Genomic DNA, 26,368 nt, shown 5'->3' with positions numbered 1-26,368 from the left:
CATGGAGCCGGCACTCCGGGCCACCGAGGCCCGGCTCCCTGCCCCTCGGCAGGCGGCCGAACCCGTGCTCGAGCTGCGCGACGCCGCTGTACGGGTGGGCGGCCGCACCTTGTGGTCAGGGGTGAATCTCACCGTCGGAGCGGGGGAGTTCGTCGCCGTCCTCGGCCCGAACGGCGTCGGCAAGTCCACTCTGGTCAGGGCGGTGCTCGGCGCGACGCCGATCGCAGCGGGCGAGGTGCGTGTCCTGGGGGCCCGGCCCGGTCGGGCCGGCGACCGCATCGGCTATCTGCCGCAGCGTCGCAGCTTCGACGCCTCGATGCGGATCCGTGGCATCGACGTGGTCCGCCTGGGCCTGGACGGCGACCGCTGGGGTGTGCCGCTGCCCCTTCCCGGCCCGCGTCGCCGGGCCGCCCGTGAACGCGTCGCCGAGGTCGTCGAGGTGGTGGGGGCGACCGCCTACGCCCACCGGCCCGTCGGAGAGTGCTCCGGCGGTGAACAGCAGCGGCTCCTGATCGCGCAGGCTCTCGTCCGGCGGCCGCAACTCCTTCTGCTGGACGAGCCGCTGGACAGCCTCGATCTCTCCCACCAGGGCGGTGTCGCCGCGTTGATAGGACGCATCTGCCACCAGGAGGGCGTGGCCGTGGTGATGGTGGCGCACGACGTGAACCCGATACTGCACCACCTCGACCGGGTCGTGTACCTCGCCGAGGGCGGCTCGGCCACCGGTGCTCCACAGGACGTGATCACGTCCGAGACCCTGACGGGGCTGTACGGCACGCCGGTCGAGGTGCTGCGGGCATCGGACGGGCGGCTCGTCGTGGTCGGCCGGCCCGATTCCTCGGGAGGCGGTTGTGGTGCCCGCTGACCCGCTCCGGTCGTGGAACGTCGTGGCCGACGTCCAGCAGATGTGGTCGTACCCGTTCATGGTCAACGCTTTTCGTGCAGGCGCGATCGTGGCCGTGGTCTCCGCGGTGGTCGGGTGGTTCGTGGTGCTGCGACGGCAGACGTTCGCCGCGCACACCGTCTCCGCCGTCGCGTTCCCCGGCGCCGCCGGGGCCGTGCTCCTCGGAGTCGGCGCGGTCTTCGGCTACTTCACGGTCTGTCTTGCCGCGGCCCTGGTCATCGCGGCCCTGCGCGGCAGCGGCGACCGTGCACAATCCGCACTGACGGGAACCGTCCAAGCCTTCCTCCTCGCCTGCGGATACCTCTTCACCGCCCTCTACAAGGGGCTGTTGGAGGGGCCGCAGACGATCCTCTTCGGCACGTTCCTCGGCATCACCGCCGCCCAGGTGACCGTGCTGCTCTGTGTGGGCGTCGTGGTGCTCGCGGTACTGGCGTTCATCGGTCGGCCGCTGCTGTTCGCCTCCGTCGACCCGCGGGTCGCCGCCGCGCGCGGCGTTCCGGTGCGGGGGCTGTCCATCGCGTTCCTCGTGCTGGTCGGGGCGGCGACCGCCGAGGCGAGCCAGATCACGGGCACGCTGCTGGTCTTCGCCCTGATGGTGATCCCCGCAGCCACCGCGCAGACCCTCACCGCCCGTCCGGCGGCGAGTCTGCTGCTGGCCGTTGCGCTGGCCCTCACGGCCACCTGGGGCGGGCTGATCGCCGCCTACTACTCGCCCTATCCACTGGGGTTCTTCGTGACCTCCTTCGCCTTCGCCGGGTACGTCCTCGTCCGGGGAGCCGCCCTGGGAACGCGTGTGCTGCGCGTGGCCTTGCCGGACCGGCCCGTCGGGGAGGTCGCCTCATGACGGCGCTGTCCCAGCCGTTCTTCCAGCACGCCCTCCTCGCCGGGACGCTGGTTGCGGCCGCCTGCGGCATGGTCGGCTACTTCCTCGTGCTGCGCGCCCAGGTCTTCACCGCCGACGCGCTGAGCCACGTCGCGTTCACCGGCGCCATGGCCGCCCTCGCGTTCGGCGTCGACCTGCGCCTGGGGCTGTTCGTCGCGACGATCGCCGTCGCGCTGCTCTTCGGCGTACTCGGCCGGCGGGCCCGTCCGGACGACGTCGTCATAGGGAGCGTCTTCTCCTGGGTCCTCGGCCTGGGCGCGTTCTTCGTCACCCTGTACATCACCTCCCGCAGCACGGCCGACGGCCCCGCGGGCGTCAGCGTCCTGTTCGGTTCGATCTTCGGTATGTCGGCGGCTCACGCCACCACTGCGGCCCTGCTTGCCACGGGTGTCTGCCTGGTCGTGCTGATGGCTGCCCGCCCGCTGCTGTTCGCCACGGTGGACGAAGCCGTGGCCGCGGCGCGTGGCGTCCCGGTCCGGCTGCTCGGTTACGGCTTCCTCGCCGTGGCCGGGGCCAGTGCCGCCGAGGCCACCCAGGCGGTCGGCTCCCTGCTGCTGCTCGGCCTGCTCGCCGCCCCTGCAGGAGCCGCGATCCGGCTGACCGACCGCCCGTACCGGGCGCTCGCCCTCTCCATGGGTCTTGCGGTGTCGGAGATGTGGGCGGGATTGTTCGCCTCGTACGCGGTGCCGCGGATGCCGCCGAGCTTCGCCATCATGGCCACGGCCACTGCCGTCTACGCCGCCACGTTCCTCATACGGCGCCCCGCCCCGCGTACTGGCTGAAGGCTGAGCGGAGGAGCGCCGCGATGGCAGACGACCGGCAGCAGACGACGACGCACGACGCCGTCCACGACATGGCGCTGATCGGCCGCGCCACACAGCAGCGTGCGGTGGTCCTGGGAGCCCTTGTCGTGGCGGAAGGTTTCATCAGCGCCCAGGCCCTGCACAAGCGGCTCGTGGCCGGTGGCTCGTCCGTCGGCCTCTCCACTGTCTATCGCACCCTTACCGCGCTGGCCGAGGCCGGCCGTGCGGACATCTTCCGCGACACCAACGGCGAGCGGCTCTTCCGTCACCGCACCGGCCCCGACCACCGCCACTACCTGATCTGCACCGAGTGCGGCCTCAGCGTGACCGTCGAATCCGGCCCCGTGGAGAAATGGGCGGACCGGGTCGCCCGGACCTCCGGGTTCGCCGACGTCCGGCACGCGGTCGAGCTCTCCGGCATCTGCCCGGACTGCGGCCGGAAGGCGGATCAGGCACCGGCACCCTGAAGATCAGTGGTCGTCCCAGTGCCGGTCGTGCTGGGCGTGGCGGTGCCCGTCGTGGACGTAGTCCACGTGGTCGCCGTGCGGTACGGCGACGTGCCCGCACCCTGCACCGTGCTGGTGCGCGTGTTCCTGGTGGACGGTGTGGCCGGTGGGCTCGCACTCGTCGGTGTGGTCCTCGTGTACGCGGTGCAGGTGCCCGTCGTGGACGTAGTCCACGTGGTCCTCGTGCGGTACGGCGACGTGCCCGCACTCGGCACCGTGCTGGTGGGTGTGTTTCGCGTGAGAAGTGTGCGCGCTGGTCAGCATGGCGAAGCCTTCCTTCTCCCCCGCGTGATCGGATCTGTCGGATCTGTCCGATCGGAGAGCCTGCCCTTCCAGTGTCGGCCGCGCCGGGGATTCACGAAAGTCGCCGGAAGTCGGCTGGAAACACGCCGTGCACAGAAGGTGACTCCGGCATCGAGCGGCCACCGCCACCTCACAGCCCGCCGACGCGCATCCGGCGAGAGGGGCCGGTTCTCCATTCTCGCGACCGCTACCCGTGTACCCCCTCTTGCGGTCAGGAATCAGCCGGGTGTTCTCTCGATGAGACAGCCGCATGAGCGAAGGAGGAGCGCTGACATGACCGTTCACACTCCGGGCCCGACGTGCAGCGAAGGCTGCACCTGCGGTCCGGGCTGCAGCTGCGGATGCCAGTCCGGCGGCCCGTGCCAGTGCGGCGGCTAGCCGAGCACTGCCCACTGCGCCGAGGGACTACAACGAGACAAATGTCGGCGTTGACACGCCGAGTGCCGTCCCGCCGGGCGAACCCTGGCGGGACGGCTGACGTCCGGGCCTCGTTCCCGGGCACTCAAGCGGAGGCCGCCTCCAGCCCGTGGTCGTGCTCGCAGGTGGCGTCGTCCAGGCCGTGGGTGTCCCAGGCGGGGAAGGGATCGGACCACGACGTCCCCGAATCGTCCAGTCCTACGAGGCAGGTGGACAGCGCCTGCCGCAGTGCCTCCGGACGCAACTCCGTGCCGATGAAGACGATTTCCTGTCCCTGCCCGCCGTGCTCGCGCGCACCGGCGGGCTCGAACCGGGCCACGGCTCCGGCCTGCGACCACAACCCGGTCACCCGGTCACGGCCGGCCAGCCAGAAGAACCCCTTGGAACGCAGCACGTGGCCATAGGCCCCGGAGTCGAGATCCTCGGTGACGAACCTCCAAAGCCGTTCCGGATGGAAGGCCCTCTCGGCGCGGAAGACCGTCGAGGAGATGCCGTACTCCTCGGTCTCGGGGGTGTGGTCGCCGTTGAGCTCCCTGACCCAGCCGGGCGCCTGCTGGGCGCGCTCCAGGTCGAAGAGGCCGGTGCCGAGGATCGCCGACGGGTCCACCCGGCCGTGCTCGGCCGGCACGATGCGGGCGGCCGGATTGAGCCGGGCGAGCGCCGCCCGGAGCCGGACGGCATCCGCCGCGTCCACCAGGTCGAGCTTGTTGACCACGATGACGTCGGCGAACTCGATCTGGTCCATGAGGAGATCGCTCACCGTCCGCTCGTCGTCCTCGTACTGGTCGAGGCCCCGCTCCGTCAGGCCTTCGCCGCTCGCGAGCTCGGGAAGGAAGTTCGCGGCGTCCACGACGGTGACCATGGTGTCGAGCCGGGCCAGGTCGCCGAGCATCGCGCCGTCGTCCCGGGGGAAGGCGAACGTGGCGGCGACGGGCATCGGCTCCGAGATCCCGCTCGACTCGATGAGCAGGTAGTCGAAGCGTCCCTCGCGGGCCAGCCGGTCCACCTCCTCGAGGAGATCGTCCCGCAGGGTGCAGCAGATGCAGCCGTTGGTCATCTCGACCAGACGCTCCTCGGTCCGCGACAGCGCGCCCTCCCCGCCCCGCACCAGCGCGGCATCGATGTTGATCTCGCTCATATCGTTGACGATCACCGCGACGCGCAGCCCGTCGCGGTTGGCGAGGACGTGGTTGAGCAGGGTCGTCTTGCCCGCGCCGAGGAAGCCGGAGAGGACGGTCACCGGCAGTCGGTGATCAGCCATCGCCGTCAGCCCTCCGGGTGCAGCAGCCCGCGCTCGTACGCCTTCACCAGGCGCTGCGGAACCAGATGCACGGCACCCTCGACGGTGACCGGCACCAGCTGGGTTGTGCTCGCCTTCCACTGGGAGCGGCGGTGGCGGGTGTTCGAGCGGGACATCTTCCGCTTGGGCACGGCCATGGAAACGGGACCTCCGTCGTCGGGTACGTGCCGCCACGCTACCTGAAAACGGGAACCGTTACCAATAGCGCTCAGCGGCGTCGCACCAGGACCTCAGCCCTGGTCGTACGTGTGGAAGCCCCGGCCGGTCTTGCGGCCGAGCAGTCCCGCTTCCACCATCCGCTGGAGCAGCGGAGGCGGGGCGTAGAGGGGCTCGCGGAATTCGTCGTAGAGCGACTCCGCGACGGAGGCGACGGTGTCCAGGCCGATCAGGTCGGCGAGTTTGAGTGGGCCCATGGGGTGGGCGCAGCCGAGTTCCATGCCCGTGTCGATGTCCTGTGCGGTGGCGAAGCCGGATTCCGCCATCCGGACGGCGGAGAGGAGGTAGGGGATGAGCAGGGCGTTGATGACGAACCCGGCCCGGTCCTGGGAGCGGATGACCGTCTTTCCGAGCGTGCGGGCCACGAAGCCTTCGACCAGCGCTGTCGTCTCGGCCGAGGTGTGCAGTGAGGTCACCACCTCGACCAGTGGCAGCACCGGCACAGGGTTGAAGAAGTGCAGGCCGATCACCCGGTCGGCTCGGGCGGTCGCCATGCCGAGTCGCATGACGGGCAGCGAGGAGGTGTTCGTGGCGAGGACCGCCGCCGGATCTTCGACGATCTTGTCGAGGGTGGCGAAGACCTCGGTCTTGGCGTCCCGGTTCTCGATGACGGCCTCGACGACGAGCTGCCGGTCGGCGAGATCGGTCAGGCTGCCGGTGAAGACGAGCCGGGCGAGAGCGTCGTCGGCAGCCTCGTGGCTCAGCTTGCCCCGTCGTACGGCGCGGTCCAAAGAGGCGGCAACGCGGTCCCGGGCGGCACGGGCGGCGACGGCGTCCACCTCGCACACCACCGTGTCCAGCCCGGCCCGAGCGCACACCTCGGCGATCCCCGCCCCCATCTGGCCGCCGCCGACCACGCCGACGCGTGCGATGCCGCTCACGACTGCGTCTCCGCATGGCGCACGAGGTGGCGGGTGTAGGCGTCCGGGGTGAAGAACAGCGGCAGCTCGCCTGTCATCGCCGTCCGTTCGAAGAGGACGCGGATGTCGTCGAGGGGGGCCCACGGGTACTCGGCGCCGAGCGCGACGAGTTCGTCGTCGAGCAGTCCCGTCACTGTCTCCCGGTCTACCACCCTGTGCCGTAGCCACTGCCAGATCTGCACACGGGCGATCTCGGCGGTGGCCGCGTCCTCCATCAGCCCGTCGAGCGCGACCGCGCCCTGTCCGCGCAGCCAGGCGGCGTAGTACCGCAGCGTGACGGAGATGTTGGTGCGCACCCCATCCACAGTGGGCTTGTCGCTGATCCGGCGCACGGACAGCAGGTCGGCCGGGGTGACCTCGACATCGTCGCGGGTGCGGTCGAGCTGGTGGGGGCGTTCGCCGAGGACGTTGTCGAAGACGTCGCGGCAGACGGGGACGAGTGCGGGGTGGGCCACCCAGGACCCGTCGAAACCGTCCTCGGCCTCCCGCTCCTTGTCCAGCCGGACCTTGGCGAACGCGGCTTCGTTCGCGGCGGGGTCCTTGCCGGGGACCTGGGCGGCCATGCCGCCGATGGCGTGGGCCCCGCGCCGGTGGCAGGTGCGGACGAGGAGTTCCGTGTATGCCCGCATGAAGGGGGCGGTCATCGTCACCTTCGCGCGGTCGGGAAGGAGGAAGTCGGTGCGGTGACCGAAGGTCTTGATCAGGCTGAACAGGTAGTCCCAGCGGCCCGCGTTCAGCCCGGCGCTGTGCTCACGCAGTTCGTAGAGGATCTCCTCCATCTCGAACGCGGCGGTGATCGTTTCGATGAGGACGGTGGCCCGGACCGTGCCGCGGGCGATGCCCAGCAGTTCCTGGGCGAGCAGGAAGACGTCGTTCCACAGTCGGGCCTCGTAGCGGTTCTCCAGCTTGGGGAGATAGAAGTACGGGCCGTATCCGGCGTCGATCTGGCGCCGGGCGCAGTGGAAGAAGTAGAGGCCGAAGTCGACGAGCGCGGCGGGTACCGGGCGGCCGTCGTACTCCAGGTGCTCCTCGTCCAGGTGCCAGCCACGTGGGCGGACCATGATGGTCGCGGGCTGCTCACCGAGCCGGTACTCCTTGCCCTCCTGCGTGGTGAAGTCGATGCGCCGCTCGATGGCGTCGAGCAGATTCAGCTGTCCGCCGACGACGTTGTCCCACAGGGGTGCGGTGGCGTCCTCGAAGTCCGCCATCCACACCTTGGCGCCGGAGTTGAGGGCGTTGACGGCCATGCGGCGGTCGGGCGGGCCGGTGATCTCCACGCGGCGGTCGGTCAGACCGGGGGCAGGTGGCGCCGCCCGCCAGGTGGGGTCGTTGCGCACGGCGGAGGTGGCCATGGGGAAGTCGAGAGGCGAGCCCGACGCCAGTCGCAGGACCTGTCGGCGGCGTTCCTTCATCAGAGCCCGTCGACGCGGCTCGAACGCCTCGACGAGCCGGCCGACGAACTCCAGGGCGGCGCGGGTGAGGATCTCGTCGTGCCGGTGGCCGGGTGCGGCGAGGACACGGACCTGCTGGGTGGGTGCGGTGATGGTCATCGGGCTCTCCTGGGGGATGGGAGCGGAGAGGCACGGAGACGGTTCGTCCCCCTCCGCTCAGCCGAGGGCCGGCCGGACTCGGAGCGTCTTTGCCGGCGGCCTGGTGGGGCCTGGTGGCGACCTAGTGGAACTGCTCTTCCTCCGTGGAGCCGGTCAGGGCGGTGGTGGAGGAGGCGGGGTTGACGGCGGTGGAGACCAGGTCGAAGTAGCCGGTGCCGACCTCGCGCTGGTGCTTGACGGCGGTGAAGCCCTGTGACTGCGCGGCGAACTCCTTCTCCTGGAGGTCGACGTAGGCGGTCATGCCGTGCTCGGCGTAGCCGCGGGCCAGGTCGAACATGCCGTGGTTGAGGGAGTGGAACCCGGCCAGGGTGATGAACTGGAACTTGTAGCCCATGGCGCCCAGCTCACGCTGGAACTTGGCGATCTGGTCGTCGTCCAGCGCGGCCTTCCAGTTGAAGGAGGGGGAGCAGTTGTAGGCGAGCATCTGGTCCGGGTACCGGGCGTGGACGGCCTCGGCGAACTCCCGGGCCTGCTCCAGGTCGGGCGTGCCGGTCTCGACCCAGATGAGGTCGGCGTAGGGGGCGTAGGCCAGACCGCGGGCGATGACCGGCGCCATGCCGTTGCGGACCCGGTAGAAACCCTCCGCCGTGCGCTCTCCGGTGACGAACTCGGCGTCGCGCTCGTCGACATCGGTGGTCAGCAGGTTGGCCGCGAGCGCATCCGTGCGAGCGATGATCACGGTGGGCACGTCGGCGATGTCGGCGGCGAGCCGGGCCGCGTTCAGGGTGCGGATGTGCTGCGAGGTCGGTACCAGGACCTTGCCGCCGAGATGTCCGCACTTCTTCTCGGAGGCGAGCTGGTCCTCGTAGTGGATGCCCGCGGCACCGGCGGCGATCATCGCCTTGGTCAGCTCGAAGGCATTCAGCGGTCCGCCGAACCCGGCCTCCGCGTCCGCGACGATCGGGGCGAGCCAGTCCGTACGGTCCCCGGAGTCCTCGGCGGTGGCGATCTGGTCGGCGCGCAGCAGTGCGTTGTTGATCCGACGGACCACCTGGGGAACGGAGTTGGCGGGGTAGAGGCTCTGGTCGGGGTAGGTGTGGCCGGCCTGGTTGGCGTCGGCGGCGACCTGCCAGCCGGAGAGGTAGATGGCCTGAAGGCCGGCCTTCACCTGCTGGACGGCCTGGCCGCCGGTGAGAGCGCCTAGCGCATGGATGTAGTCCTGCTCGTGCAACTGGCGCCACAGTCGTTCGGCGCCGCGCCGCGCGAGGGTGTGCTCCTCGCGGACGCTGCCGGACAGGCGGACCACGTCCTCAGCGGTGTAAGTGCGCTCGATGCCCTGCCACCGGGGGTCAGTGGTCCAGCGGCGCGTCAGTTCCTCGGCCGCCTGTGCCCTCGCTTCTGCCATGACTGTCACCGTCTCCTCGGTCTGTGATGGCTGCCAATCCCACCGTCCGGATGAACAGAGGTGGCACTGCGTGTCGTATTGCTGGGGATGCGGCCCACCTTCACCGGGAGGTGGAGCTGAGCAATGTTGCCGGTGCAGGTCGCTGCCGGTGCCGGGTCTCCGGTGTCAGGGCGGAAATCGCCCCCGGGTTCCGGACGATGACTGCCGGGTCCGGCGGGCCGCGCTACGACTCTCGCACTGGCACTGGGTGCCATCAAGCGGGGATGGGTGCCAATCCTTGCGAATCTTCCTGCCAGGTTTCGCCAATCTTGCCAAGGGTGTGAAGGCGGGTCGTTCCCGTACGCTGACCGGAGTCGGATCCTGGTGGGGAGGAGCGGTTCGGTGGGCAAGACGTATGCGGGTGCGCGGCTGCGGCGGCTGCGCGAGGAGCGCCGGATGAGCCAGGCGGACCTCGCCCGTGTGCTGGCCATCTCCCCCAGCTACCTGAACCAGATGGAGCACGATTCCCGCCCGCTCACCGTGCCCGTGCTGCTCCGGCTGACCGAGGCGTTCGGCGTGGACCCGGGATTCTTCTCCGAGCGGGACACGACACGCTTGCTGGCCGACCTGCGTGAGGCGCTCGCCGGGGAGATCGCCGAGTCCCGGGTCTCCGCCGCCGACCTCGGTGACCTGGCCGCCCGGCTGCCCGGCGTCGCCAAGATCCTGCTCGACCTCGGCCGCCGCAACCAGCAGCTGTCCGAGCGCCTGGCCGGGGCTGCGGACGGCAGGGACCGTGATCGAGGAACCGTTTCGTCACCTCATGAGGAGATCCGCGACTTCTTCTATCGCCGCCAGAACTACCTGCACGAGACCGACCTCGCGGCCGAGCGTCTGGCCAGTGAGATCGGCGTCCGGCCGGGGGAGGTGATCGGGGCCCTTACCGCGAGACTCGCACAGACGCACGGCGTTCATCTGGCCGCCGAGCCCGGCGCACGGCTGCACCACTACGACGACAGAAGCCGTACCCTTCATCTGTCCTCGCGGCTGCGGCCTGGTCAGCGCGCGTTCCGCATGGCGACTCAGCTGGCTCTGCTGGAACACGGCGAGGACCTCGACCGGCTGGCTGCCGAGGACTTCTCATCCGGATCGCCCACCCACGCGCTGGCTCGTATCGGCATCGCCAACTACTTCGCCGCCGCCCTGATCCTGCCCTATGTCGCCTTTCATGCGGCGGCTGAGGAAGCGCGATACGACATCGAGCGTCTGACCGACCACTTCGGTCTCGGCTACGAGACCATCTGCCATCGGCTGAGCACCCTTCAGCGGCCGAGGCTGCGCGGGGTGCCGTTCTCCTTCGTGCGCGTCGACCGCGCCGGAAACCTGTCCAAACGCCAGTCGGCGACCGGCTTCCACTTCTCCCGGGCCGGCGGCACGTGCCCCCTGTGGAACGTCTACGAGGCATTCGCCGCCCCCGGGCGCATTCACGTCCAGATCGCCGAAATGCCCGACGGACAGCGGTTCTTGTGGACAGCGCGAGCCGTCACCCGGCACCGCGGAGGCTGGGGCGAACCCGGCAAGACCTACGCCGTCGGCCTCGGCTGCGAGATCCGCCACGCCCATCGGCTCGTCTACTCCGATGGCCTCGACCTCACCAACACCTCCGCCGCAACCCCCATCGGCATGGGCTGCCGCGTCTGCGAACGCCTCGACTGCTCCCAGCGGGCCGCACCCCCGCTGGGCCGTCCGCTGCTCATCGACCAGAACAGCAGTACCTTCGTGCCCTACCCGGTCGAGAACGACCGGACCGCCCGGTGACACGGTTGTCCGGTTCCTCTTCCGCTCCGGATCACGAGATGTGGCCTTCTGCCTGTTCCGTGGAGGGCGGTGCCCCGGCCGGCCCCGCCGGTGCGGTGTGCCGCCCGTGGCCCCGGGTGCGGGCGAGATCGACGACGGCCGCCGTGCCGAGGGCGGCCGCGCACCACAGGATCCCGAGGACGGCGTGTGCGCCGCCCGGGTCGGTGTGGGTGAACGCCGCGGCGGTGGCGGTCTGGCTGGGACCGTACAGCGGCAGCAGGACCAGCCAGGGCTGGTCCGCTTGCGGGTTGGAGAGGGGGCTTTGCAACGTGAGTTCCATGAAGATGCAGGCGATGATGAAAAACAGTCCGCTCAGCTCGCTGTGCAGCAGTGTGCCGAGCATGGTCCCAACGCCGCCGTAGGCCAGTGCGGCGCAGAAGCCCGCCAGCCACAGCACGCCGGGTTGCGGCGCCCTCACGGCCACTCGGAGCAGCACGGTGACCTGGGTGGCGAGCACCGCGGCCACCAGGGCCAGAGCGACGACTCTCGCCAGCAACAGGGCGGTACGGGAGTATCCGGCGAGGATCAGTCGCTGGTCCATCTCCCGGGCCTTGAAGGTGGCCATGAACATCATGAAGCCGATCACGGTGGTGGCGCTGGGCAGGGCGCTGGCGACCTGCACGGAGTGGCTGACATCGGTGGCGACATGGAGGCCGAGGGCGGGGAGACGGATGGTGAGAGGCGTATGCGGGACGCAAGCACCGGCGACCCAGACCCATCCGGGTGTGAAGACCACAGCCATGAGCAGGGCGAGGCGGTTGTTGAGGTGGCCGAGGACGGTGAAGCGCAGCGCGACCGCGAACGAGGTGCCCCAGTGCCTCATGCCGCCCTCCTCCCCGGGTGCAGGCTGCCGGCGCGCAGATGGTGGAGGGTGTCGAAACGGGCCTGGTTGTGGAGGAGGTGAGAGACCACGACGATGGCGCATCCGGAGTGCCTGAGCTTCTCCATGACGGCCCAGAAGCGTTCATAGGCGTCCCAGTCGAAGCCCTGATGGGGTTCATCGAGGATCAGCAGATCCGGTGTGTGCATCAGGGCGAGCGTGAGGTTGAGTTTCTGCAGCGTTCCGCCGCTGAGTTCGCGGGTTCTGCGCTGTCGGCAGTCGGCGAAACGGAACGTCTCCATGAGTTCGTTCGCCCTGCCGAGGTCGGGCAGCCGGTAGGCGGCCTGGAAAAGGCGCAGATGCTGTCCCACCGTCAGTGCCTCGTCCAGGCGGACGCGCTGGGGGCAGTAACCCAGGGTGCCCGAGCGTTCGACCCGCCCGCGGTCGGGGGCGAGTTGGCCCACGGCGATACGCAACAGGGTGCTTTTTCCCGCGCCGTTCTCACCCACCACACCCACCAGGGAACCGGCCGGCACGGAAAGGGAGACCCCTCGCAATACCGGTGTACGGCCGTAGGACTTGTGGACCCCGCCCAAGCGCAGCCGTTCCTGTCGGATCATCTCTCTCCGCATCACGAAGGGTGGTTGTCGCCGGATGCGCGGCGCTCCCGGGGCACGGAGGTGGCATCCGTCGCGATGACCCGGGCGATGCGGCGGGCCTCGACACCCGCCTGGTACAGGGCTCCGCTGAGGCGATTGGTGTAGCCGGCAAAGTACAGGTGCGGTGCGGCGGCGCAGGTCTGCGGTCCGGTGACGACGGGGCGCCCCGAGTCGTCGAGGACGTCCAGGCCCGGCAACAGCTCTTCGAGGCCCGGGCGGTAACCGGTCGCGGCGATCACAGCGTCGGGGGTCAGGCGGGACCGGTCGGCCAGCTTCACCCGGGCCCCGTCGAAACCGGTCACTGCTGCCACCGGTTGGACGCGGCCCGCCCTGACCGCCGCCACGAATCCGTGGTCCAGCACCGGGTTGTTCCCCTCTTGTGCGTTGCGGGTGAAGGGACCGGTACGGGGGCGGGGAACGCCGAAAGGGGTGAGGTCGGGCAGCGCGCAACGCTGGATCATCAGTGCGGACCGGTCACGCAAGGCCAAGGGCAGGAGCTCTGTCATCCGCCCGGCCAGGTGCCAGCGGCTGGAGTCGCGCGGCAGGATGTTCGGAGGGGTGCGAAGGGACAGCCACACCTTCTCGGCCCCTGCGCCGGCCAGCGCGGTCGCGATCTCCGTGCCGCTGTTCCCGGCACCCACTACCAGCACCGATCGCCCCCGGTAAGGGGCGGGGGCACGGTAGTCGGCCGAGTGCAGCAGCGTGCCGCTGTATTCCGCCAGCCCGGGCCAGTCGGGCACACGGGGGGTGTGGCAGCGCCCTGTGGCCACCACTACCGCCCGCGCCGCCACGATGCCGTCGCCGGTGTGCACCCGCCACCGGCCTCCTGGACCGGCCGGGGCGGGCGTGACCTGGTGGACTGCGGTGCCCGTCCGAACCTGGAGCCGGTGATGTTCGCGGTAGTGCTCCAGGTAGCGTACGAAATCGTCCCGCGCCACCCAGGAGCCGTAGCGACGAGGCAGAGGCAGGCCGGGGAGGTGCGAACCACGGCGAGCGGTGTGCAGTGCGAGATGGTCGTAGTGCCGGGCCCAGCTCGCCCCGATCCGTTCACGTTCCAGCACGACCGACGGCACGCTCGCCCGGCGCAGCATCGCGGCGGCGGCCAGGCCACTCGGCCCGGCCCCGATGATCACGACTGGCGCTGTACCGGTGGCGCACTGTCGGCTCGTCATGAGGCAACGTCCCCTGAAGCTGGATGACTTGGCGTCGGAGGTGCCGTCGGCCGGGGCAGGAAAATGACTCGCGGAGGAAGATTCGGGTGTTACTGCCCCATTTGCTTCCTGCCCATCATGAGATGGGCATATCCTTGGCTTCTCCTCGCCCACTCCGATGAATGTCTGCTCATAAGTTCGAGGGAACGTCATCTTCGGGTAGTCGGCGGTCTGTGGCCGCCCCCTCCGTCTCCGGGCCCCGCAACGGTGCAGACGGCCGCCGGCCCCATGTCTGCTGCGGAGTCCGCCAGTTCCCGAAGTTCGAACAGGCGGCGGCCGCGACCGGCAGCGCGGCCCGCGAGTTCTCCCGCCTGGCGCTGCGGCGGGCCCTGAACCAGCTGGTCACCATGGAACTGACGGCCCGCGGCGCCGCACGCCGGCAGCTGTCCTGGTCCGACTCGGCCACCCTGCGCTATCCCGCCGACGGCTTCGAGGACCAGCTCGGCCCGGCCCTGGACGCGGCCGTCGCGGACCAGCCCGACACCGAATCCCTGCGAACGCTGGTGCTCGCCCCCCGCCGCCTTGTGGTCAGGCCGTCGCCTTGACGGTCCTGATGGCGGAGATGTCGAAGGTCAGCTTGACCTTGTCGCTGACCACGACGCCGCCGGTCTCCAGGGCCGCGTTCCAGGTCAGCCCCCAGTCGGAGCGGAGAATCTCGGCGCTGCCCTCGAAGCCGACACGCTCGTTGCCGTAGGGGTCGGTGGCAGAACCGTTGAACTCCAGGGCGATGGCCAGCGGGCGGGTGATGTCCTTGATGGTCAGGTCGCCGGTGATGCGGTACTTGTCGCCGCCGAGCTGCTCGGCGCCCGTGGAGCGGAAGGTCATCAGCGGGAACTTCTCGGCGTCGAAGAAGTCGCCGCTGCGCAGGTGGCCGTCACGGTCGGCGATGCCGGTGTCGATGCTGTCGACCGTGATGTCGAGGGAAGCGGTGGAGTTCGCCGGGTGCGAGCCGTCGAGTGTGAGCGTGCCCTCGTACTGGCCGAAGGTGCCGCGCACGTTGGTGACCATGGCGTGGCGGACGGTGAAGCCGATGCTGCTGTGGGCCGGGTCGATGGTGTAGTCGCCGGTGAGTGCGGCCAGCGCCGGGTCGACCGGCTGAGCGGCGGCCGGGGCCGGGGCGGTGGTGTTCTTCTTGCGGGTGAAGAGAGCCATGACGAGTTCCTTCGAGAGGGGCATGTGGAGGCTGATGGGAGGGGGGAGCCGGTCCGGCGGGGACCCGGGGGCCGGCTGTGGTGGCGGGCGGAAGGGGGCCGGGCCGTGGCGCCGGCCGCCCGAGTCGGCCCGGGTGGAGCGGTCGGCTGCCTTCGGGGCTGCCGGGGGGCCTACCGCGCGTGCCGTTCCGGCCTGTCGGCCGGGACGACGCCCAGACGGCCGGCCTGGAAGTCGTCGAAGGCCTGGGCCAATTCGGCCTGGGTGTTCATGACGAACGGGCCGTAGTGGCGCATGGGCTCGTGCAGGGGCCGGCCACCCAGGAGGACGACCTCGAAGTTCTCCGTGCGGGAGTCCTGGCGGTCGGCGGCACGCAGTGTCACGGTCCCGCCGGCATCCGCGCCCTGGTCGTCGCGGAAGACGACGGTCTGGCCCTCGCCGAAGGGACGTCCCTCGGCGCCGGCGGTGCCGTGGCCGGCCAGGCCGTACGCCAGGGCGTTGAAGTCGGCCCGCCATGGCAGCGTGATGTCCGCGCCAGGGCTCAGCGACAGGTGGATCATCGTGATCGGGGTGTGGGTCGCGCCCGGGCCGGTGTGGCCCGCGACGTCGCCCGCGATCAGTCGGACCAGTGCCCCACCGTCGGGGGAGGTGAGCAGCTTGACGTTGTCCGCGCGGATGTCCTGGTACTTCGGGGCGATCATCTTCGCCTTCGCGGGGAGATTGACCCACAGCTGGAGGCCGTGGAACAGCCCGCCGCTGAGCACCAACTCCTCGGGCGGCGTCTCGATGTGCAGCAGGCCCGAGCCGGCGGTCATCCACTGGGTGTCGCCGTCGGTGATCACGCCACCGCCGCCGTGCGAGTCACGGTGCACGAACGTTCCGTCGATGATGTAGGTGACGGTCTCGAAACCGCGGTGGGGGTGCCAGGGGGTGCCCTTCGGCTCTCCGGCCTCGTAGTCCACCTCGCCCAGCTGGTCCATCATGATGAACGGGTCCAGGCGCCGGTAGCTGATGCCGGCGAAGGCGCGGCGGACGGGGAATCCCTCGCCCTCCTGACCGCTCGGGGCGGTGGAGACGGCCAGCACGGGACGGGCCACGGCACCCGCGGGCGCGATCACGCGCGGTAGGGCCAGCGGGTTCTCAACAGTCACAGCGGGCATTTCGACCTCCTCGGTTGACACATTCAAGTTAGTTGAATGTTGAACCAACTGCAAGGGGGTCTCATTCCTCCCCGACCGCTCGATCACGCTGAGGAGCGGCTGCTGCTCTTTCAGTCACTCCCATCCGCCGGCAAAGCGGCACTGCGGAGGGCTGCCGCCCTGTCAGTGCTACCCGAACCCGTCAGCGCCGGTGCCCCGGCACGAGCAGGCTCGTCACTCCGGCAATCGCCTCCGGGGGCGGCATGAGTTTCGCAGCCTCACGTTTCCCCTCAGGACGGGCGGCGTTTTTGCAGGGTTGCGGGGGTGCGGTGACATCGTGGAGATGAGGGCTGGGGTGGCGTTCGTTCTCCGTGCTCAATGCCCCTGAGGCCGTTCACGACGTGCTGGTGGCGCAGAGTGGGAAGTTCAGCAAGGGCATGCTGTTCGACCAGGTCCGGCCGTACGGCAGGCCCGCAGCAGCCCGGAGTGCACTTCCACCACTGCGCGATCTTGGCGCTTCACGGCGGTCCGATGCGGCTCGGGGCGGCTGGACGGCGCAGTCCCAGCCGGCCGGCACCTCGTGTGGGTGACCTCCTCCCGGCCTTCCTCTTCCGGGGTCGGCAAAGCGCGGGACGTGCACGCGTGGCGAAGAAACCATCCTGCGATCGCCATATGAGCTGTCCGGAAAGTCTGTTCGTACACACATTTTCATTTCTTTGTCCTCCCGGCAGCGGGAGGATCGGCCTGGCGGTTCGCCTCCGGGTGGGCGAAGAAGGCGATCTCGGGACAGGGGGGCGGTGTGGCGGTGGGTCAGGACGAGGACTCTGCCCGGCCGATCAAAACGGTCGTGGGGACCGGGGATGTGGGATGCAGCGGGGACAAAGGTCCCGCTGTTGCAGCTCAGTTGAACGGTCCCTACGGGATCGTCGTGGACGGCACGGGCGCCGTCTACTTCTCCGATCACCATAACCACCGGGTCCGGAAGCTCACGACTGACGGGAAGATCAAAACGATCGTGGGGACGGGGGAAGCGGGATTCGGCGGAGATGACGGCTCCGCCCTCTCGGCCCGGTTGAACTGTCCGCGTGAGGTGGCGGTGGACGGCGCAGGCGCCGTCTACATCGTTGATGCCGGCAACCACCGGGTCCGGAAGGTTGCGACCGATGGGACGATCAGCACGTTCGCCGGTACGGGCACGGGGGGCTGTAGCGGTGACGGTGGTCTCGCCACCGACGCCCAGCTGAAGTACCCGCACGGAGTGGCGGTGGACAGCACCGGTGCCGTCTACATCTCCGAGTGGGGCAATAACCGGGTCCGGAAGGTCACGGCGGAGGGCAGGATCGACACGTACGCCGGGACGGGCGTCGAAGGATCTGCGGGAGATGGGGGTCCAGCGGCTTCAGCCCAGCTGAAGCACCCGCAGGGAGTGGCGGTGGATGCTGCAGGCAACCTCTACATCGCCGACGGCGACAACCACCGGGTCCGGAAGGTCACGGCCGATGGGACGATCAGCACGTTCGCCGGTACGGGTACCGCGGGATCCGTTGGGGACGATGGCCCGGCCGCGTCCGCGCAGCTGTACTGTCCCATGGGGGTGGTCGTGGACAGCACGGGCGCCCTCTACATCGCCGACTGCGACAACCACCGGGTCCGGAAGGTCACGGCGGACCAGAAGATCCACACGGTCGTCGGCACGGACTCCGCGGGATCCGGTGGTGACGGTGGCCCGGCGCTTTCGGCACAGCTGAACAAGCCGTTCGGGCTCGCTGTGGACTGCGTCGACGCCGTGTACATCGCCGACTACGGCAACCACCGGGTCCGGAAGGTTGTGGCACCGAGGATGGCCGGGCTGCCCGAGTCGGGCACGGTGGTCTGCTGGTCCAACGTCCGCAGCCGGCTGCGGATGGCGGTGGTGCGGGAGTCCACGATGGATGGGGCCGAGATCCACCAGACTCTCGCCGCAGCCAGGGATCACCAGCGGTGGCGGCTGGTCGTGGCAGGTGAGCACGACGGAGAGGCGCTGTACAGGATCGAGAACGTGCGCAGCGGCAAGGTCCTGGAGGCCGGCGGACCGCAGGAGACGGCCTGGGCGGTGATCGCGCAGCGCGCCTACGAGGGTGCCCAGGCACGCCACCAGCAGTGGAGGTTGATCCCGGTGGGGCCGGTGAACGGCACTCCTCGGGTCTACGAGCTCGCGAACCGCAGCAGCGGTCTGCTCCTGCAGGTCCACACCAACGCCCGCGCGACGATCAGGCAGGACGGGGCGGAGGGCGACCACCGGGGCCGGCAGTGGCAGCTGCTTCCGGTGTGACACGAGAGGGGGCAGGAGGGTCCTCACCCCTGCCCCCTCTCGCCGATCGGATCGCTACCGGGAGCCGGACGGGTTGTCGGCGGTCGCCTTGGGTGCCTTGTCGGCCTCCGGGGCCTTGGGGGTCTCCGGGGCCTTGGGGGCCTTGGTGTAGTCGCTCTTCTTCGGCATCTGCAGGTCCTCGTTCTTCCGGAGGCCGGGATGGTCCGTCACCGTCGTGCTTGACCGCCGCATGCCGTCGGACGCCGCCGTGGACACCGAGCCGGAATCCTCGGCGTATCGGGCCTGCGCATCGGCCGACTCCTGGGTGGTCTCGATGAAGGAGCCCAGGAAACCCAGGATGATCCGCGCTTCGGGCGACTGCTCCTGCACGACCTTCGCACGGGAGGTCGCCCCATGGATCGCGCTGTCGAACAGGCTTGTGCTCTTGTCGTCGTACGTGTCGTCGTCGGCGTCCTCGAAGTCGACGCCGGTACCGGGCTGCGCCTTGGTGCCGGTCTTCACGGAGAAGAGCCCCGCGCTGCGGCCCCCGAAGTCGAAGATGTTCTGGAACACCATGGTGGTCACCCCTGGTCGTCGTGATGGCGCTGCCGCCGGCTCAATGCTGTTTGTACTGCGACCGGTCGCTGTCGGTCAGGCTCTGGTGGTCGAACATCGTGTGGTGGACGTCCAGGGCGGAGACGACCTCGGCCAGCCCGTGCATGAAGAAGCCGCCGCTGTCCAGGTCGAGGGTGCCGATGGGGCGGGCGACCATCCGGTCGAGGCCGGGATGGTCCCCGGGCTGGGGCGGAGGCAGGACTGCCACCGGTACGGCGTAATACACCGCGATCAGCCCCGAGAGGGTCACCGGGATCTCGTAGCAGTAGTGCTTGTGGCAACGCCGCTGCGTGACGATGGTTTCCACGCGGCCGCCCGCGGGGACCTCGCCGGAAATCTGCGATTTCGAGGCCCAGCTGGTGGTCAGCGAGCCGCTGACAGAGGCTGCGATGCCCAGCGCCAGCTGGGCGTTGAGCGTGGCGGTACCGGTGGCGCTGCCCGTGGTCGTGAAACCCACCGAGTCCGTCACCGAGTTCGACGCCGAGTTCGTCGCGGCGTTCCGCACGGAATTCTCGGTGGTGTTGGCGTTGTCCACCCCCATGTTGTCCTTGCTGTTCTTGTTGGTCGTCGTGTTGGCGTTCTTGTTCGCCACCTCGTTCTGGCACTGCGTCTGCATCTGCGCCTGGAGGTCCATCCGGAGCTGGTTCTGCAGCTGCAATTGCAGCTGTGCGCCGAGGGTGCCGCCGAAGGTGAGCTTGGCGTCCCCCTGGAGCGACCACGTGATGCCGTTGGACACCGTGAAATCGACCGAGTCGGTGAATGTCATCTTGGACGTCTGGCTGCGGTTGACGTAGGTACGTGAAGAGAACGTGTCGGGTGGGGGCTGGCTGATGTCGCACCGCTCCTCGATCAGCGGCTCCCCGAGGTTCATGTAGGCGATCCAGCCCAGTTGGAACGCGGTCACGGAACCGGGCAGGGTGCCGTAGCGCTGCTTGTTCACGGAGAACCCGATGGGCTTGTGCCGCACGCCGTAGTCGTCGACGTAGACCAGGTTGGGGTGGTTCAGGACGGACTGCCAGTCGATGCTGAGTTCCCGCAGGTTCTTCTTCGTCAGCGGCTGGCGCTTGGTCCGTCCCAGATTGAACGCGTTGGAAGACATTCCCCGTCCTCGACTCATTCCAGCCGAACCGTGTCCGGTGAAATACAAACAGGAATCTGTGCGCGTTGACGAAAATTGAAGCTAGCGCGGAACCCATTATTCGGGAAGGTGTTGATGTGTATAACACTCAATCGGGTGATAGGGGTTCGCCGGGCGTCCAACTCACCTATCAGGATGCTAAGTTGAGGGACTGACCGGTCACTTGGTCGGTGAATCATGAAGCTCTCCGGCCGAATGTGATCGAGCTCGCGGTAATTACCCCGTTCCAGGCCCTGTGCGAACGCCCCGAGCATTGTTCTCCACATCAAGAACAAGTGAGGTTTCCGCGATGTACACCCAAGAACGCACCGCGATGTCGAATCTGGTGGTCGGTGGCCCGGTAGCGGTGAACAGCTACGACAACGCCATCGTGGCGGCACTGGTCGAGAACCGGCCGGTCATGCTCGTCCACGCCTTCAACGGCGGCTACCTCCGGCCGGCCGAACTGGCGGAGGCGAGCCACGACAAGGGCGTCAAACTGGCCACCGCACTCGACCCGGCCACCAAGGAGGCAAAGGGCCACCTCTGGTACATCACCCCCGCCGGCTTCTTCGGGCAGCGACCGCTGTACTTCCTCGAGAGCGCCGCGGGCCAGGTCCCGCCCCGACCCGCCGGAGCGGCCCAGGACGACGACGGCCGCGGCGACGACGGCGTGCCCAAGCCGCAGCGCAGGCGCGTCACCGTCCACCAGGAGGCCCCCAAGAGCACGGCCGACACCGTCCAGGTGGGCCTGCCCGACAAGGTCGACGACAAGTGGCGCGGGAAGAACGGCGCACCCGAGGACACCCAGCTCTGGGTCGTCACGGTGACGCCGTGGGGCGGGATCACGTTCGTGCCGATCACCCACCCCGACGCCATCCTCGGGTTCAAGGACCACGCGGTGGCGGCCGACAGCGAGGTGCGCCTCACCTACAACTGGGGCGGGGACTTCACCGGGACGATCATCAACACCTTCTACCCGCGGCTGCCGAACGAGTGGAACGTCCCCTACCACCACGTCTTCACGTGACCGGCTGCCACCACCGCGCCACCTCCGTCCCGAGCCCACGCCCCGACCGCCCGGAAGAGGCAGCCCGATGCCCGTGCCCACGGAAGAACTGAAACTGCAGATCGTCAACGCCGCCACGGGGAAGACCCTCGCCGTCGACGCCGCGCCGGGCGCGCAGGGGGCGCTCGTCGTCCGCGACGTCCTCGACGGCGGCCCGAGCCCGGAGCAGTGGCAGCTCATCCCCGTGCAGGCCGCTCAGGACGAGCAGGCCTATGTGATCCGTAACGCGGCCGGCGGCAAGGTGATCGACAACCCCGCCGCCGCAGACCGCGGTGTCCGCCAGTGGGACGCCGCCGCCGGCAACAACGATGCCCAGCAGTGGCGCCTCGTCCCCGTTGAAGGGGAAGCGGGCCTCTACCTCATCGAGGGCGTGTCCGACGGTGCCGTTCTCGACCTCGCCGACCCCGACGAGGACGAGACCCGGATCGTCCTGCACGAGTACGACAACACTCGGAGCCAGCACTGGCGCTTCGTCCCGGCGGAGCCCGAGCGCACCAGCGACCCGGTGCTGAGTTGGGAGCCCCTGAGTCACTGGAACAGTCGCCGGTCCTGGCGGCTGGCCCGCTCGACCGCGCTGCGGCCGGTACCCGGCGCGACGCCCGCTTTCAGCGACATGCTGCTGGTCCTTCAGCGGTTCGGGAGCGACCAGGGCGCCGGCGGGTGGAGGAGCGACGGGGTCGACCGCTCTCCCAGCGGGCAGCCGACCTGGTGGGCTGGGCTCGGAGCGCGGTTTCTCACCGACATCGCGGGAACAGGACGGGCGGACATCGTCGGTCTCGAACCCGCGAAGGGGGCTGTGGTGTCCTCCAGCCGAGGCGACGGCACCTTCGACGACGAGCGCGTCCTGCACCCGTCCGTGCCCTCCCCGAGCTCCACGGACCTGTGGACCCTCGTGGACACGACGGGCGACGGCAGGTGCGACGTCGTCGTGCTTGCCTCCGACGGTGTCCCGGTATCCCCCCGAGCCGAGGACGGGACCTTCACCCCGGCGGGCGGTGAGCCGGCCCTCAAGGCGTTCGGACACGGCCCGCAGGCCGGCGCGTGGCAGGCCGACAAGCACCCCCGCTTCCTCGTCGACACCACCGGCGACGGTCGGCTCGACCTCGTGGGTTTCCACGACGACGGCGTCTGGGTGTCCCTCCAGGACGAGGAAGGAAAGTTCGCCCCGCTCACCGACGAGCCGGTCCTGCGGGCGTTCGGCCGCGACGAGGAGGCGGGCGGCTGGCTCGCCGACACGCATCCCCGCTTCCTTGCCGACACCAGGGGTGACGGTCGGCTCGGCCTCGTGGGTTTCCACGACGACGGTGTCTGGGTGTCCCTCCAGGACGAGGACGGCACGTTCCTCGACCCCCTGTACATCCTGGACGACTTCGGGGTCGACCAGGGGTGGAGCTCGGCCGAGGAGCATCCCCGGTTCCTGCTCAGGACCACCGGTGACGGAGCAGTGGACATCGTCGGGTTCGGTCCGCAGGGCGTGGTCGTCTCACGCGGGCGCGGCGACGCCACGTTCGAGCCCCCCAAGCTCGTCCTGAACGACTTCGGGCTCGCCCAGGGGTGGACGAGCAAGAGGCACCTTCGCTTTCTCGCCGACGTCACCGGGGACGGCAACCCGGACATCGTCGGCTTCGGCGACGAGGGGGTCTGGGTGTCGCACGGTCGCGGCGACGGACAGTTCGAGCGGGCTCAGCTCGTGTGCCGCGGGTTCGGGTACCACGACGACGCCGGCGCCTGGCGTGTCGACCGTCATCCCCGCTTCCTCGCCGACATCACCGGTGACGGACGTGTCGACATCGTCGGCTTCGGCGGCCCGGGGGTGTACGTGGCCCGAAACCTCTTCCGCCACTTCAGGACCCGATAGCCCTCCAGTAGGACAGGCTCCAGCTCACGGATGCTCCGGCCGGGCGGCAGCCGGCTCCGCCTCCAACGGCGAGGATGGTTCCCCAGCAGCCCCGGAGGCCGCGGGGGAACCGGTCCGCCGGCCGTTCACGGCCCGGACCAGGGCCGTTACAGCTCGCCCGCGTCCTTCTGTTCGCACCGGGACCCGCAGGACGAGCACGCTCATCACGCGTACTGCAGGAGCCCGTTCTGGATCAGGTTGCCGGTCGTCGCACTGGGGTTGGTCACCACCTGTGTGCTGGTCAGGTTGTTCTCCATGTTGGATATCTTGTTGAGGATGTCGGGTGTGATCCCGTCCGCCGTTTGCAGGTAGAGGTATCGCACGGCATCGACCGCCGCCTGGCTGCCGCTGTCGAGATAATGGGCGACGGATTCCAGTGACGCTTTGAGGCTGTCCCATCCGTTGGCGACGCCCTGCGCCGCAGCGGCGGCCTGGCCCGCCTGCGTCCCGAGATTGGTCAGCCCGGCCTCGCAGGCCTGGAGCAGCTTCACCTCGTCCTGGATCTTCTGCTGCTTCCTGAGGATCTCGCCCTTCTGGTTGTAAAGCTGCGCCAGAGCCTGCCCGTTGGTGCGCCCCATCCCTTTGACGAGCAGCGCGCCGCCGCCGATGGCCAACCCCAGGGACAGACCGCCGGTGAACACCGCGCCGAGAACGCCAACGGCTATCAAGGCCAAGCCGCCGAGGACGGCCAAGCCGTTGGCAGCCCTGGAGGAGTTCGCGTTGATCTGGGCGTTCACCTGCTTCAGCTGGTCGTCCAGCTGCTTCAGGATCCCTTGGTTGCCGCCTACCACGGAGTGCAGTTTGGCGGCGTAGGAGGCGAACTCCCTTCCGCTGTCCCCGAAGGTGTCGCGCAGGTTCTGCATGGTCGTGGCGTACTGCTGTCCTTGCCCGCAAGCACGCCCACTTCGTCCCGAATGGCGCGGAGCAGTTGCGCTACGGTGTTCGCAGGCAAGCCCTGTTGGAGAATGCTGACGAAGGCTCCTTGGAGGGCAAAGTAGGCACGGGTCTCGGCAAGCAGTGCCATTGATTGCGGCTGCACAGTGTTGAGGTAGGTCCTCGCCGTGCCCGCAGCCTTGCCCAGTTCACTGTTGATCCCCGCTGCGTAAGCTCTCACCTGGCTGTTGCCGCTGGCGCTCAGATCCAGCTTCGCCTGCTGCGTCACGCTCAGTGCATACGCCTGAACGATCGCCGTCATTCCCCCTTGCTGTGCGACCGAATTCCCGACCTGTTGCTGCAGCGTGATGCTCGCCTGGATGGCCGTGGTCATGTTCGCCCCTTCGGTTGTCGTGCCCGATGCTCCGCGTCAGTTGCCGGTGATCGCAGCGCTCAGTGCCGTGGTCTGCTCCAGGAGCGATTCCCACCTGACGGCGGCCCCGTCGATTTCCTTGGCCAGCGCGGAACCGTCACCGGGCTGCGTGTGCTTCACCACGGCGGTCGCGTACTCCGCGTACATCTGCTGCCACATGTTGGCAACCGCTCTGGCCGGCCCTGCGGCGGCGCGCACAGTGCGCACATACGCGTCGCAGTCCGCGGCGACCTTCATCACCGCCTGCAACCCCGCCCGCAACGAGGCAAGCTCGCTGTAGAGCGTGTCGAGCTTTTCGCCGTCCTTGCGGAGCTTCTGCAATGCTGTGCCGACATCGCCGGACGAGGAAGTCCCGATCCCCCCGTGCACGGCCTCCGAGCCACCCGCGGCCTTGCCCTTGCCCCCGATTGCCTTGAGGGACTCCACAACGGAGTCGAGGACCTTCCGCGCCTCCTTGCCGGCCTTGGGGGACGCCTCGATGACGTCATCCAGATCCTTGCTCACGGTCTGCTGCATGTCCTTCAGTGCACGGGCCGTGGTGGCGATCTTCCCCTTGCCTGCGGAAAGCCTCCTGATTTCGGCGCCCGTGAGGTCGGCCAGGATGGTTCCCCTGGACTCCGCCTGTTCGCAGAAACTCTCGTACACCTTGGCGAACTCATCCGCCATCAGCTGGAAGTTCCCGAATTCCTTCGTCACGGCGTCGAGGCAGACGGCCGACTGTTCAGGGGCCGTGGCGGCCAGCGTTTTCATGCTGCGGAAGAGCGCGGCTGCGCTCTGGACGTCGACGAGCCTTTTGATGACTCCGGGGATCTGCGTACCCAGGTAGGCGCGAGCACTGTCCCTGACATCCTCCTGAGCCGTGCGCATGGCCTGTGCCCCGCTCCTGTCCGTGGTCGACACAGCCACCTCGGCGGTGCCGACCAGGCTCCAGGTCTGCGCGGCAAGAGCCGCCGCCACCAGCTTGTCCATGGCGCGTCCCAGCGCGATCGGGTCGAGCGACCCGATGGGATCAATGCTCGGTGCGGTCTCCGACGATGACGTCACGCGTACCTCCCCTAGGTGAAGATCAAAGCGCGGGATCACGAGGATGGTGATCCCCGTCGTTGCGGCGACTGGCGAAACGGCGACGAAGCTACACCGCTCAAACCTCTGATCACATGACGCCTATTCGGCCAAGTCCTGGCCGGCGTTACCGACGTGATGGCAACGAGTTGCGTTCCCGCCCCGATGCCCCTCTCCGCCGGTAGTCGGCGGAGAGGCGGGTGGGGCGGGGGAGGCGCGGTTACGGATTCGGTGCTGTGACGCCTATTGCGACGAAGGAGAACCCCAGGGGAGCCCAGGCGCCATTGGTCGCGGTGCGCAGGGTGAACAAGCCCGTATCGACGGTTTCGACCGAGATGGTTCCCCGCTCACCGCCATTCCGTAAAGTGGCCACGACGGTCGGCGGGGAAACGAAGGCCTTGGTGAAGATGATCCTGCACACCCCTGTCAGGCCCGGCATCACGGTGAAGCCGACACCGGAGAGGATGTTTCTGTTCGCATCGACGGTTCCGTGCACCGTGTGCTCCACGGGCTGTGGCGGGCTGATGCGGAAGCTGAGCTGTGCGGTGGTGGAGGCGCCGATGGTGAGACCGTCCGGGAGAGGAGGCCGGTCCTCGGCGTTCGGGAGGGCCTGGACGTTGACGGAATAGAAGCCCTCCGGCTGCGTTCCGATGGCCTTGGCCTTGAAGCGTACGAGGCGGCCGCCGTCTTCGCGGCTCAGGCCGTCCACACCCTCGTTGACACCTCCCCTGATGTAGCGGACCTGGCCGGTGGACGGGAAGATCAGACCCTCCGGTAGCTTCACCCGGATGGTCTCGCCCGGGCCGACCGGGGTATCGGCATACACCTCGATCGTGAACGATTTGGTCTCGTCCCGCGCCAGAACCAGCGGGTTCGGGTGTCCCTGACTGATGTGAAATGCCATGTCCTTTTCCTGTTCTGTCTGCGGGCGCGGACCCAGTGCGTGAGGAATGAAATTTCCGCTACTGCCAAGCTCACCGCATGTGAGCAAATG

Annotated in this window: 26 protein-coding genes; 9 read left to right on the top strand and 17 right to left on the bottom strand. The window is 68.9% G+C overall.

The window, feature by feature from the left end:
• Position 1 precedes the first annotated feature (1 nt).
• Genes AB0K17_RS23760 through AB0K17_RS23745 form a run of 4 tightly spaced genes read left to right on the top strand, consistent with a single transcriptional unit; the run spans position 2 to position 3,057 of the window.
• A complete protein-coding gene (locus tag AB0K17_RS23760; protein WP_365967565.1) occupies positions 2 to 865 on the top strand; it encodes an ATP-binding cassette domain-containing protein in 864 nt (287 codons plus the stop codon).
• Positions 855 to 1,748 carry a metal ABC transporter permease gene (locus tag AB0K17_RS23755; protein WP_365967566.1) on the top strand — a complete coding sequence of 298 codons (894 nt, stop codon included), beginning with the start codon at positions 855 to 857 and terminating at the stop codon, positions 1,746 to 1,748. The genes AB0K17_RS23760 and AB0K17_RS23755 overlap by 11 nt, the downstream gene beginning before the upstream one ends.
• A complete protein-coding gene (locus AB0K17_RS23750; RefSeq protein WP_365967567.1) occupies positions 1,745 to 2,569 on the top strand; it encodes a metal ABC transporter permease in 825 nt (274 codons plus the stop codon). The genes AB0K17_RS23755 and AB0K17_RS23750 overlap by 4 nt, the downstream gene beginning before the upstream one ends.
• Positions 2,570 to 2,592: 23 nt before the next feature.
• Complete coding sequence (locus AB0K17_RS23745) at positions 2,593 to 3,057, top strand: Fur family transcriptional regulator (protein ID WP_365967568.1); 465 nt, start codon at positions 2,593 to 2,595, stop codon at positions 3,055 to 3,057.
• Between the two features lie 3 nt (positions 3,058 to 3,060).
• Here the strand turns inward: AB0K17_RS23745 and AB0K17_RS23740 are convergent, their stop codons facing one another.
• The 6 genes from AB0K17_RS23740 to aceA all read right to left on the bottom strand — a co-directional run bounded on the left by AB0K17_RS23740 (position 3,061) and on the right by aceA (position 9,207).
• Positions 3,061 to 3,360 (bottom strand): hypothetical protein, encoded by a 300-nt coding sequence (locus AB0K17_RS23740; RefSeq protein WP_365984167.1) that lies wholly within the window; start codon positions 3,358 to 3,360, stop codon positions 3,061 to 3,063.
• A 541-nt stretch (positions 3,361 to 3,901) separates the two neighbouring features.
• A complete protein-coding gene (locus AB0K17_RS23735) occupies positions 3,902 to 5,077 on the bottom strand; it encodes a GTP-binding protein (RefSeq protein WP_365967570.1) in 1,176 nt (391 codons plus the stop codon).
• A gap of 5 nt (positions 5,078 to 5,082) precedes the next feature.
• Complete coding sequence (gene rpmF / locus AB0K17_RS23730; RefSeq protein WP_365967571.1) at positions 5,083 to 5,253, bottom strand: 50S ribosomal protein L32; 171 nt, start codon at positions 5,251 to 5,253, stop codon at positions 5,083 to 5,085.
• A gap of 93 nt (positions 5,254 to 5,346) precedes the next feature.
• Positions 5,347 to 6,213, bottom strand: coding sequence for a 3-hydroxybutyryl-CoA dehydrogenase (locus AB0K17_RS23725; RefSeq protein ID WP_365967572.1), 867 nt, complete (start codon positions 6,211 to 6,213; stop codon positions 5,347 to 5,349).
• On the bottom strand, positions 6,210 to 7,802 hold the full coding sequence (gene aceB, locus AB0K17_RS23720) for a malate synthase A (RefSeq protein WP_365984166.1): 1,593 nt from the start codon (positions 7,800 to 7,802) through the stop codon (positions 6,210 to 6,212). The genes AB0K17_RS23725 and aceB overlap by 4 nt, the downstream gene beginning before the upstream one ends.
• A gap of 121 nt (positions 7,803 to 7,923) precedes the next feature.
• The gene (gene aceA / locus AB0K17_RS23715; RefSeq protein ID WP_365967573.1) at positions 7,924 to 9,207 is read right to left on the bottom strand and encodes an isocitrate lyase; all 1,284 of its coding nucleotides are present in this window, start codon (positions 9,205 to 9,207) and stop codon (positions 7,924 to 7,926) included.
• 381 nt (positions 9,208 to 9,588) lie between these two features.
• Here aceA and AB0K17_RS23710 point away from each other — a divergent pair, with 381 nt between their 5' ends.
• Positions 9,589 to 11,001 carry a short-chain fatty acyl-CoA regulator family protein gene (locus AB0K17_RS23710; protein ID WP_365967574.1) on the top strand — a complete coding sequence of 471 codons (1,413 nt, stop codon included), beginning with the start codon at positions 9,589 to 9,591 and terminating at the stop codon, positions 10,999 to 11,001.
• A gap of 31 nt (positions 11,002 to 11,032) precedes the next feature.
• On the opposite strand, the gene AB0K17_RS23705 is transcribed toward AB0K17_RS23710, so the two are convergent.
• The 3 genes from AB0K17_RS23705 to AB0K17_RS23695 are packed head-to-tail and all read right to left on the bottom strand — an operon-like array spanning position 11,033 to position 13,649.
• On the bottom strand, positions 11,033 to 11,863 hold the full coding sequence (locus AB0K17_RS23705; RefSeq protein ID WP_365984165.1) for a hypothetical protein: 831 nt from the start codon (positions 11,861 to 11,863) through the stop codon (positions 11,033 to 11,035).
• A complete protein-coding gene (locus AB0K17_RS23700; RefSeq protein ID WP_365984164.1) occupies positions 11,860 to 12,480 on the bottom strand; it encodes an ABC transporter ATP-binding protein in 621 nt (206 codons plus the stop codon). Before AB0K17_RS23700 ends, AB0K17_RS23705 begins: the two co-directional genes overlap by 4 nt.
• Positions 12,481 to 12,491: 11 nt before the next feature.
• Positions 12,492 to 13,649, bottom strand: a complete 1,158-nt coding sequence (locus AB0K17_RS23695; protein ID WP_365984181.1) for an NAD(P)/FAD-dependent oxidoreductase — start codon at positions 13,647 to 13,649, stop codon at positions 12,492 to 12,494.
• A 254-nt stretch (positions 13,650 to 13,903) separates the two neighbouring features.
• Between AB0K17_RS23695 and AB0K17_RS23690 the strand changes: the two genes are divergently transcribed.
• Positions 13,904 to 14,275, top strand: coding sequence for a hypothetical protein (locus tag AB0K17_RS23690; RefSeq protein ID WP_365967578.1), 372 nt, complete (start codon positions 13,904 to 13,906; stop codon positions 14,273 to 14,275).
• On the opposite strand, the gene AB0K17_RS23685 is transcribed toward AB0K17_RS23690, so the two are convergent.
• Entirely contained in the window at positions 14,259 to 14,882 is a 624-nt protein-coding gene (locus AB0K17_RS23685; protein ID WP_365967579.1) for a YceI family protein, read from the bottom strand. The two genes, AB0K17_RS23690 and AB0K17_RS23685, sit on opposite strands and share 17 nt — an antisense overlap.
• 170 nt (positions 14,883 to 15,052) lie before the next feature.
• Positions 15,053 to 16,039: a pirin family protein gene (locus AB0K17_RS23680; protein WP_365967580.1), complete on the bottom strand. Its 987-nt coding sequence runs from the start codon at positions 16,037 to 16,039 to the stop codon at positions 15,053 to 15,055.
• A 784-nt stretch (positions 16,040 to 16,823) separates the two neighbouring features.
• Between AB0K17_RS23680 and AB0K17_RS23675 the strand changes: the two genes are divergently transcribed.
• A complete protein-coding gene (locus AB0K17_RS23675) occupies positions 16,824 to 18,329 on the top strand; it encodes an RICIN domain-containing protein (RefSeq protein WP_365984163.1) in 1,506 nt (501 codons plus the stop codon).
• Between the two features lie 54 nt (positions 18,330 to 18,383).
• On the opposite strand, the gene AB0K17_RS23670 is transcribed toward AB0K17_RS23675, so the two are convergent.
• A complete protein-coding gene (locus AB0K17_RS23670; protein ID WP_365984162.1) occupies positions 18,384 to 18,884 on the bottom strand; it encodes a hypothetical protein in 501 nt (166 codons plus the stop codon).
• A gap of 40 nt (positions 18,885 to 18,924) precedes the next feature.
• Positions 18,925 to 20,022, bottom strand: coding sequence for a hypothetical protein (locus tag AB0K17_RS23665; RefSeq protein WP_365967583.1), 1,098 nt, complete (start codon positions 20,020 to 20,022; stop codon positions 18,925 to 18,927).
• A gap of 328 nt (positions 20,023 to 20,350) precedes the next feature.
• On the opposite strand from AB0K17_RS23665, the gene AB0K17_RS23660 reads away from it, so the two are divergent.
• Positions 20,351 to 21,070: a hypothetical protein gene (locus AB0K17_RS23660; RefSeq protein ID WP_365967584.1), complete on the top strand. Its 720-nt coding sequence runs from the start codon at positions 20,351 to 20,353 to the stop codon at positions 21,068 to 21,070.
• 67 nt (positions 21,071 to 21,137) lie between these two features.
• The gene (locus AB0K17_RS23655) at positions 21,138 to 22,967 is read left to right on the top strand and encodes an RICIN domain-containing protein (RefSeq protein WP_365984161.1); all 1,830 of its coding nucleotides are present in this window, start codon (positions 21,138 to 21,140) and stop codon (positions 22,965 to 22,967) included.
• Between the two features lie 203 nt (positions 22,968 to 23,170).
• On the opposite strand, the gene AB0K17_RS23650 is transcribed toward AB0K17_RS23655, so the two are convergent.
• From AB0K17_RS23650 to AB0K17_RS23635, 4 genes are all read right to left on the bottom strand, one after another.
• Positions 23,171 to 23,869, bottom strand: a complete 699-nt coding sequence (locus AB0K17_RS23650; RefSeq protein ID WP_365984160.1) for a hypothetical protein — start codon at positions 23,867 to 23,869, stop codon at positions 23,171 to 23,173.
• The gene (locus tag AB0K17_RS23645) at positions 23,791 to 24,273 is read right to left on the bottom strand and encodes an HBL/NHE enterotoxin family protein (RefSeq protein WP_365984159.1); all 483 of its coding nucleotides are present in this window, start codon (positions 24,271 to 24,273) and stop codon (positions 23,791 to 23,793) included. The genes AB0K17_RS23650 and AB0K17_RS23645 overlap by 79 nt, the downstream gene beginning before the upstream one ends.
• Positions 24,274 to 24,309: 36 nt before the next feature.
• Positions 24,310 to 25,356 carry a hypothetical protein gene (locus AB0K17_RS23640; protein ID WP_365967587.1) on the bottom strand — a complete coding sequence of 349 codons (1,047 nt, stop codon included), beginning with the start codon at positions 25,354 to 25,356 and terminating at the stop codon, positions 24,310 to 24,312.
• Positions 25,357 to 25,594: 238 nt separating this feature from the next.
• Positions 25,595 to 26,278, bottom strand: a complete 684-nt coding sequence (locus AB0K17_RS23635; protein ID WP_365984158.1) for a hypothetical protein — start codon at positions 26,276 to 26,278, stop codon at positions 25,595 to 25,597.
• Positions 26,279 to 26,368: the final 90 nt, after the last annotated feature.

Source organism: Streptomyces sp. NPDC049585, from assembly GCF_040675615.1.
GTDB lineage: Bacteria > Actinomycetota > Actinomycetes > Streptomycetales > Streptomycetaceae > Streptomyces > Streptomyces luteosporeus.
This window is presented reverse-complemented; position numbering and strand designations above follow the sequence as displayed.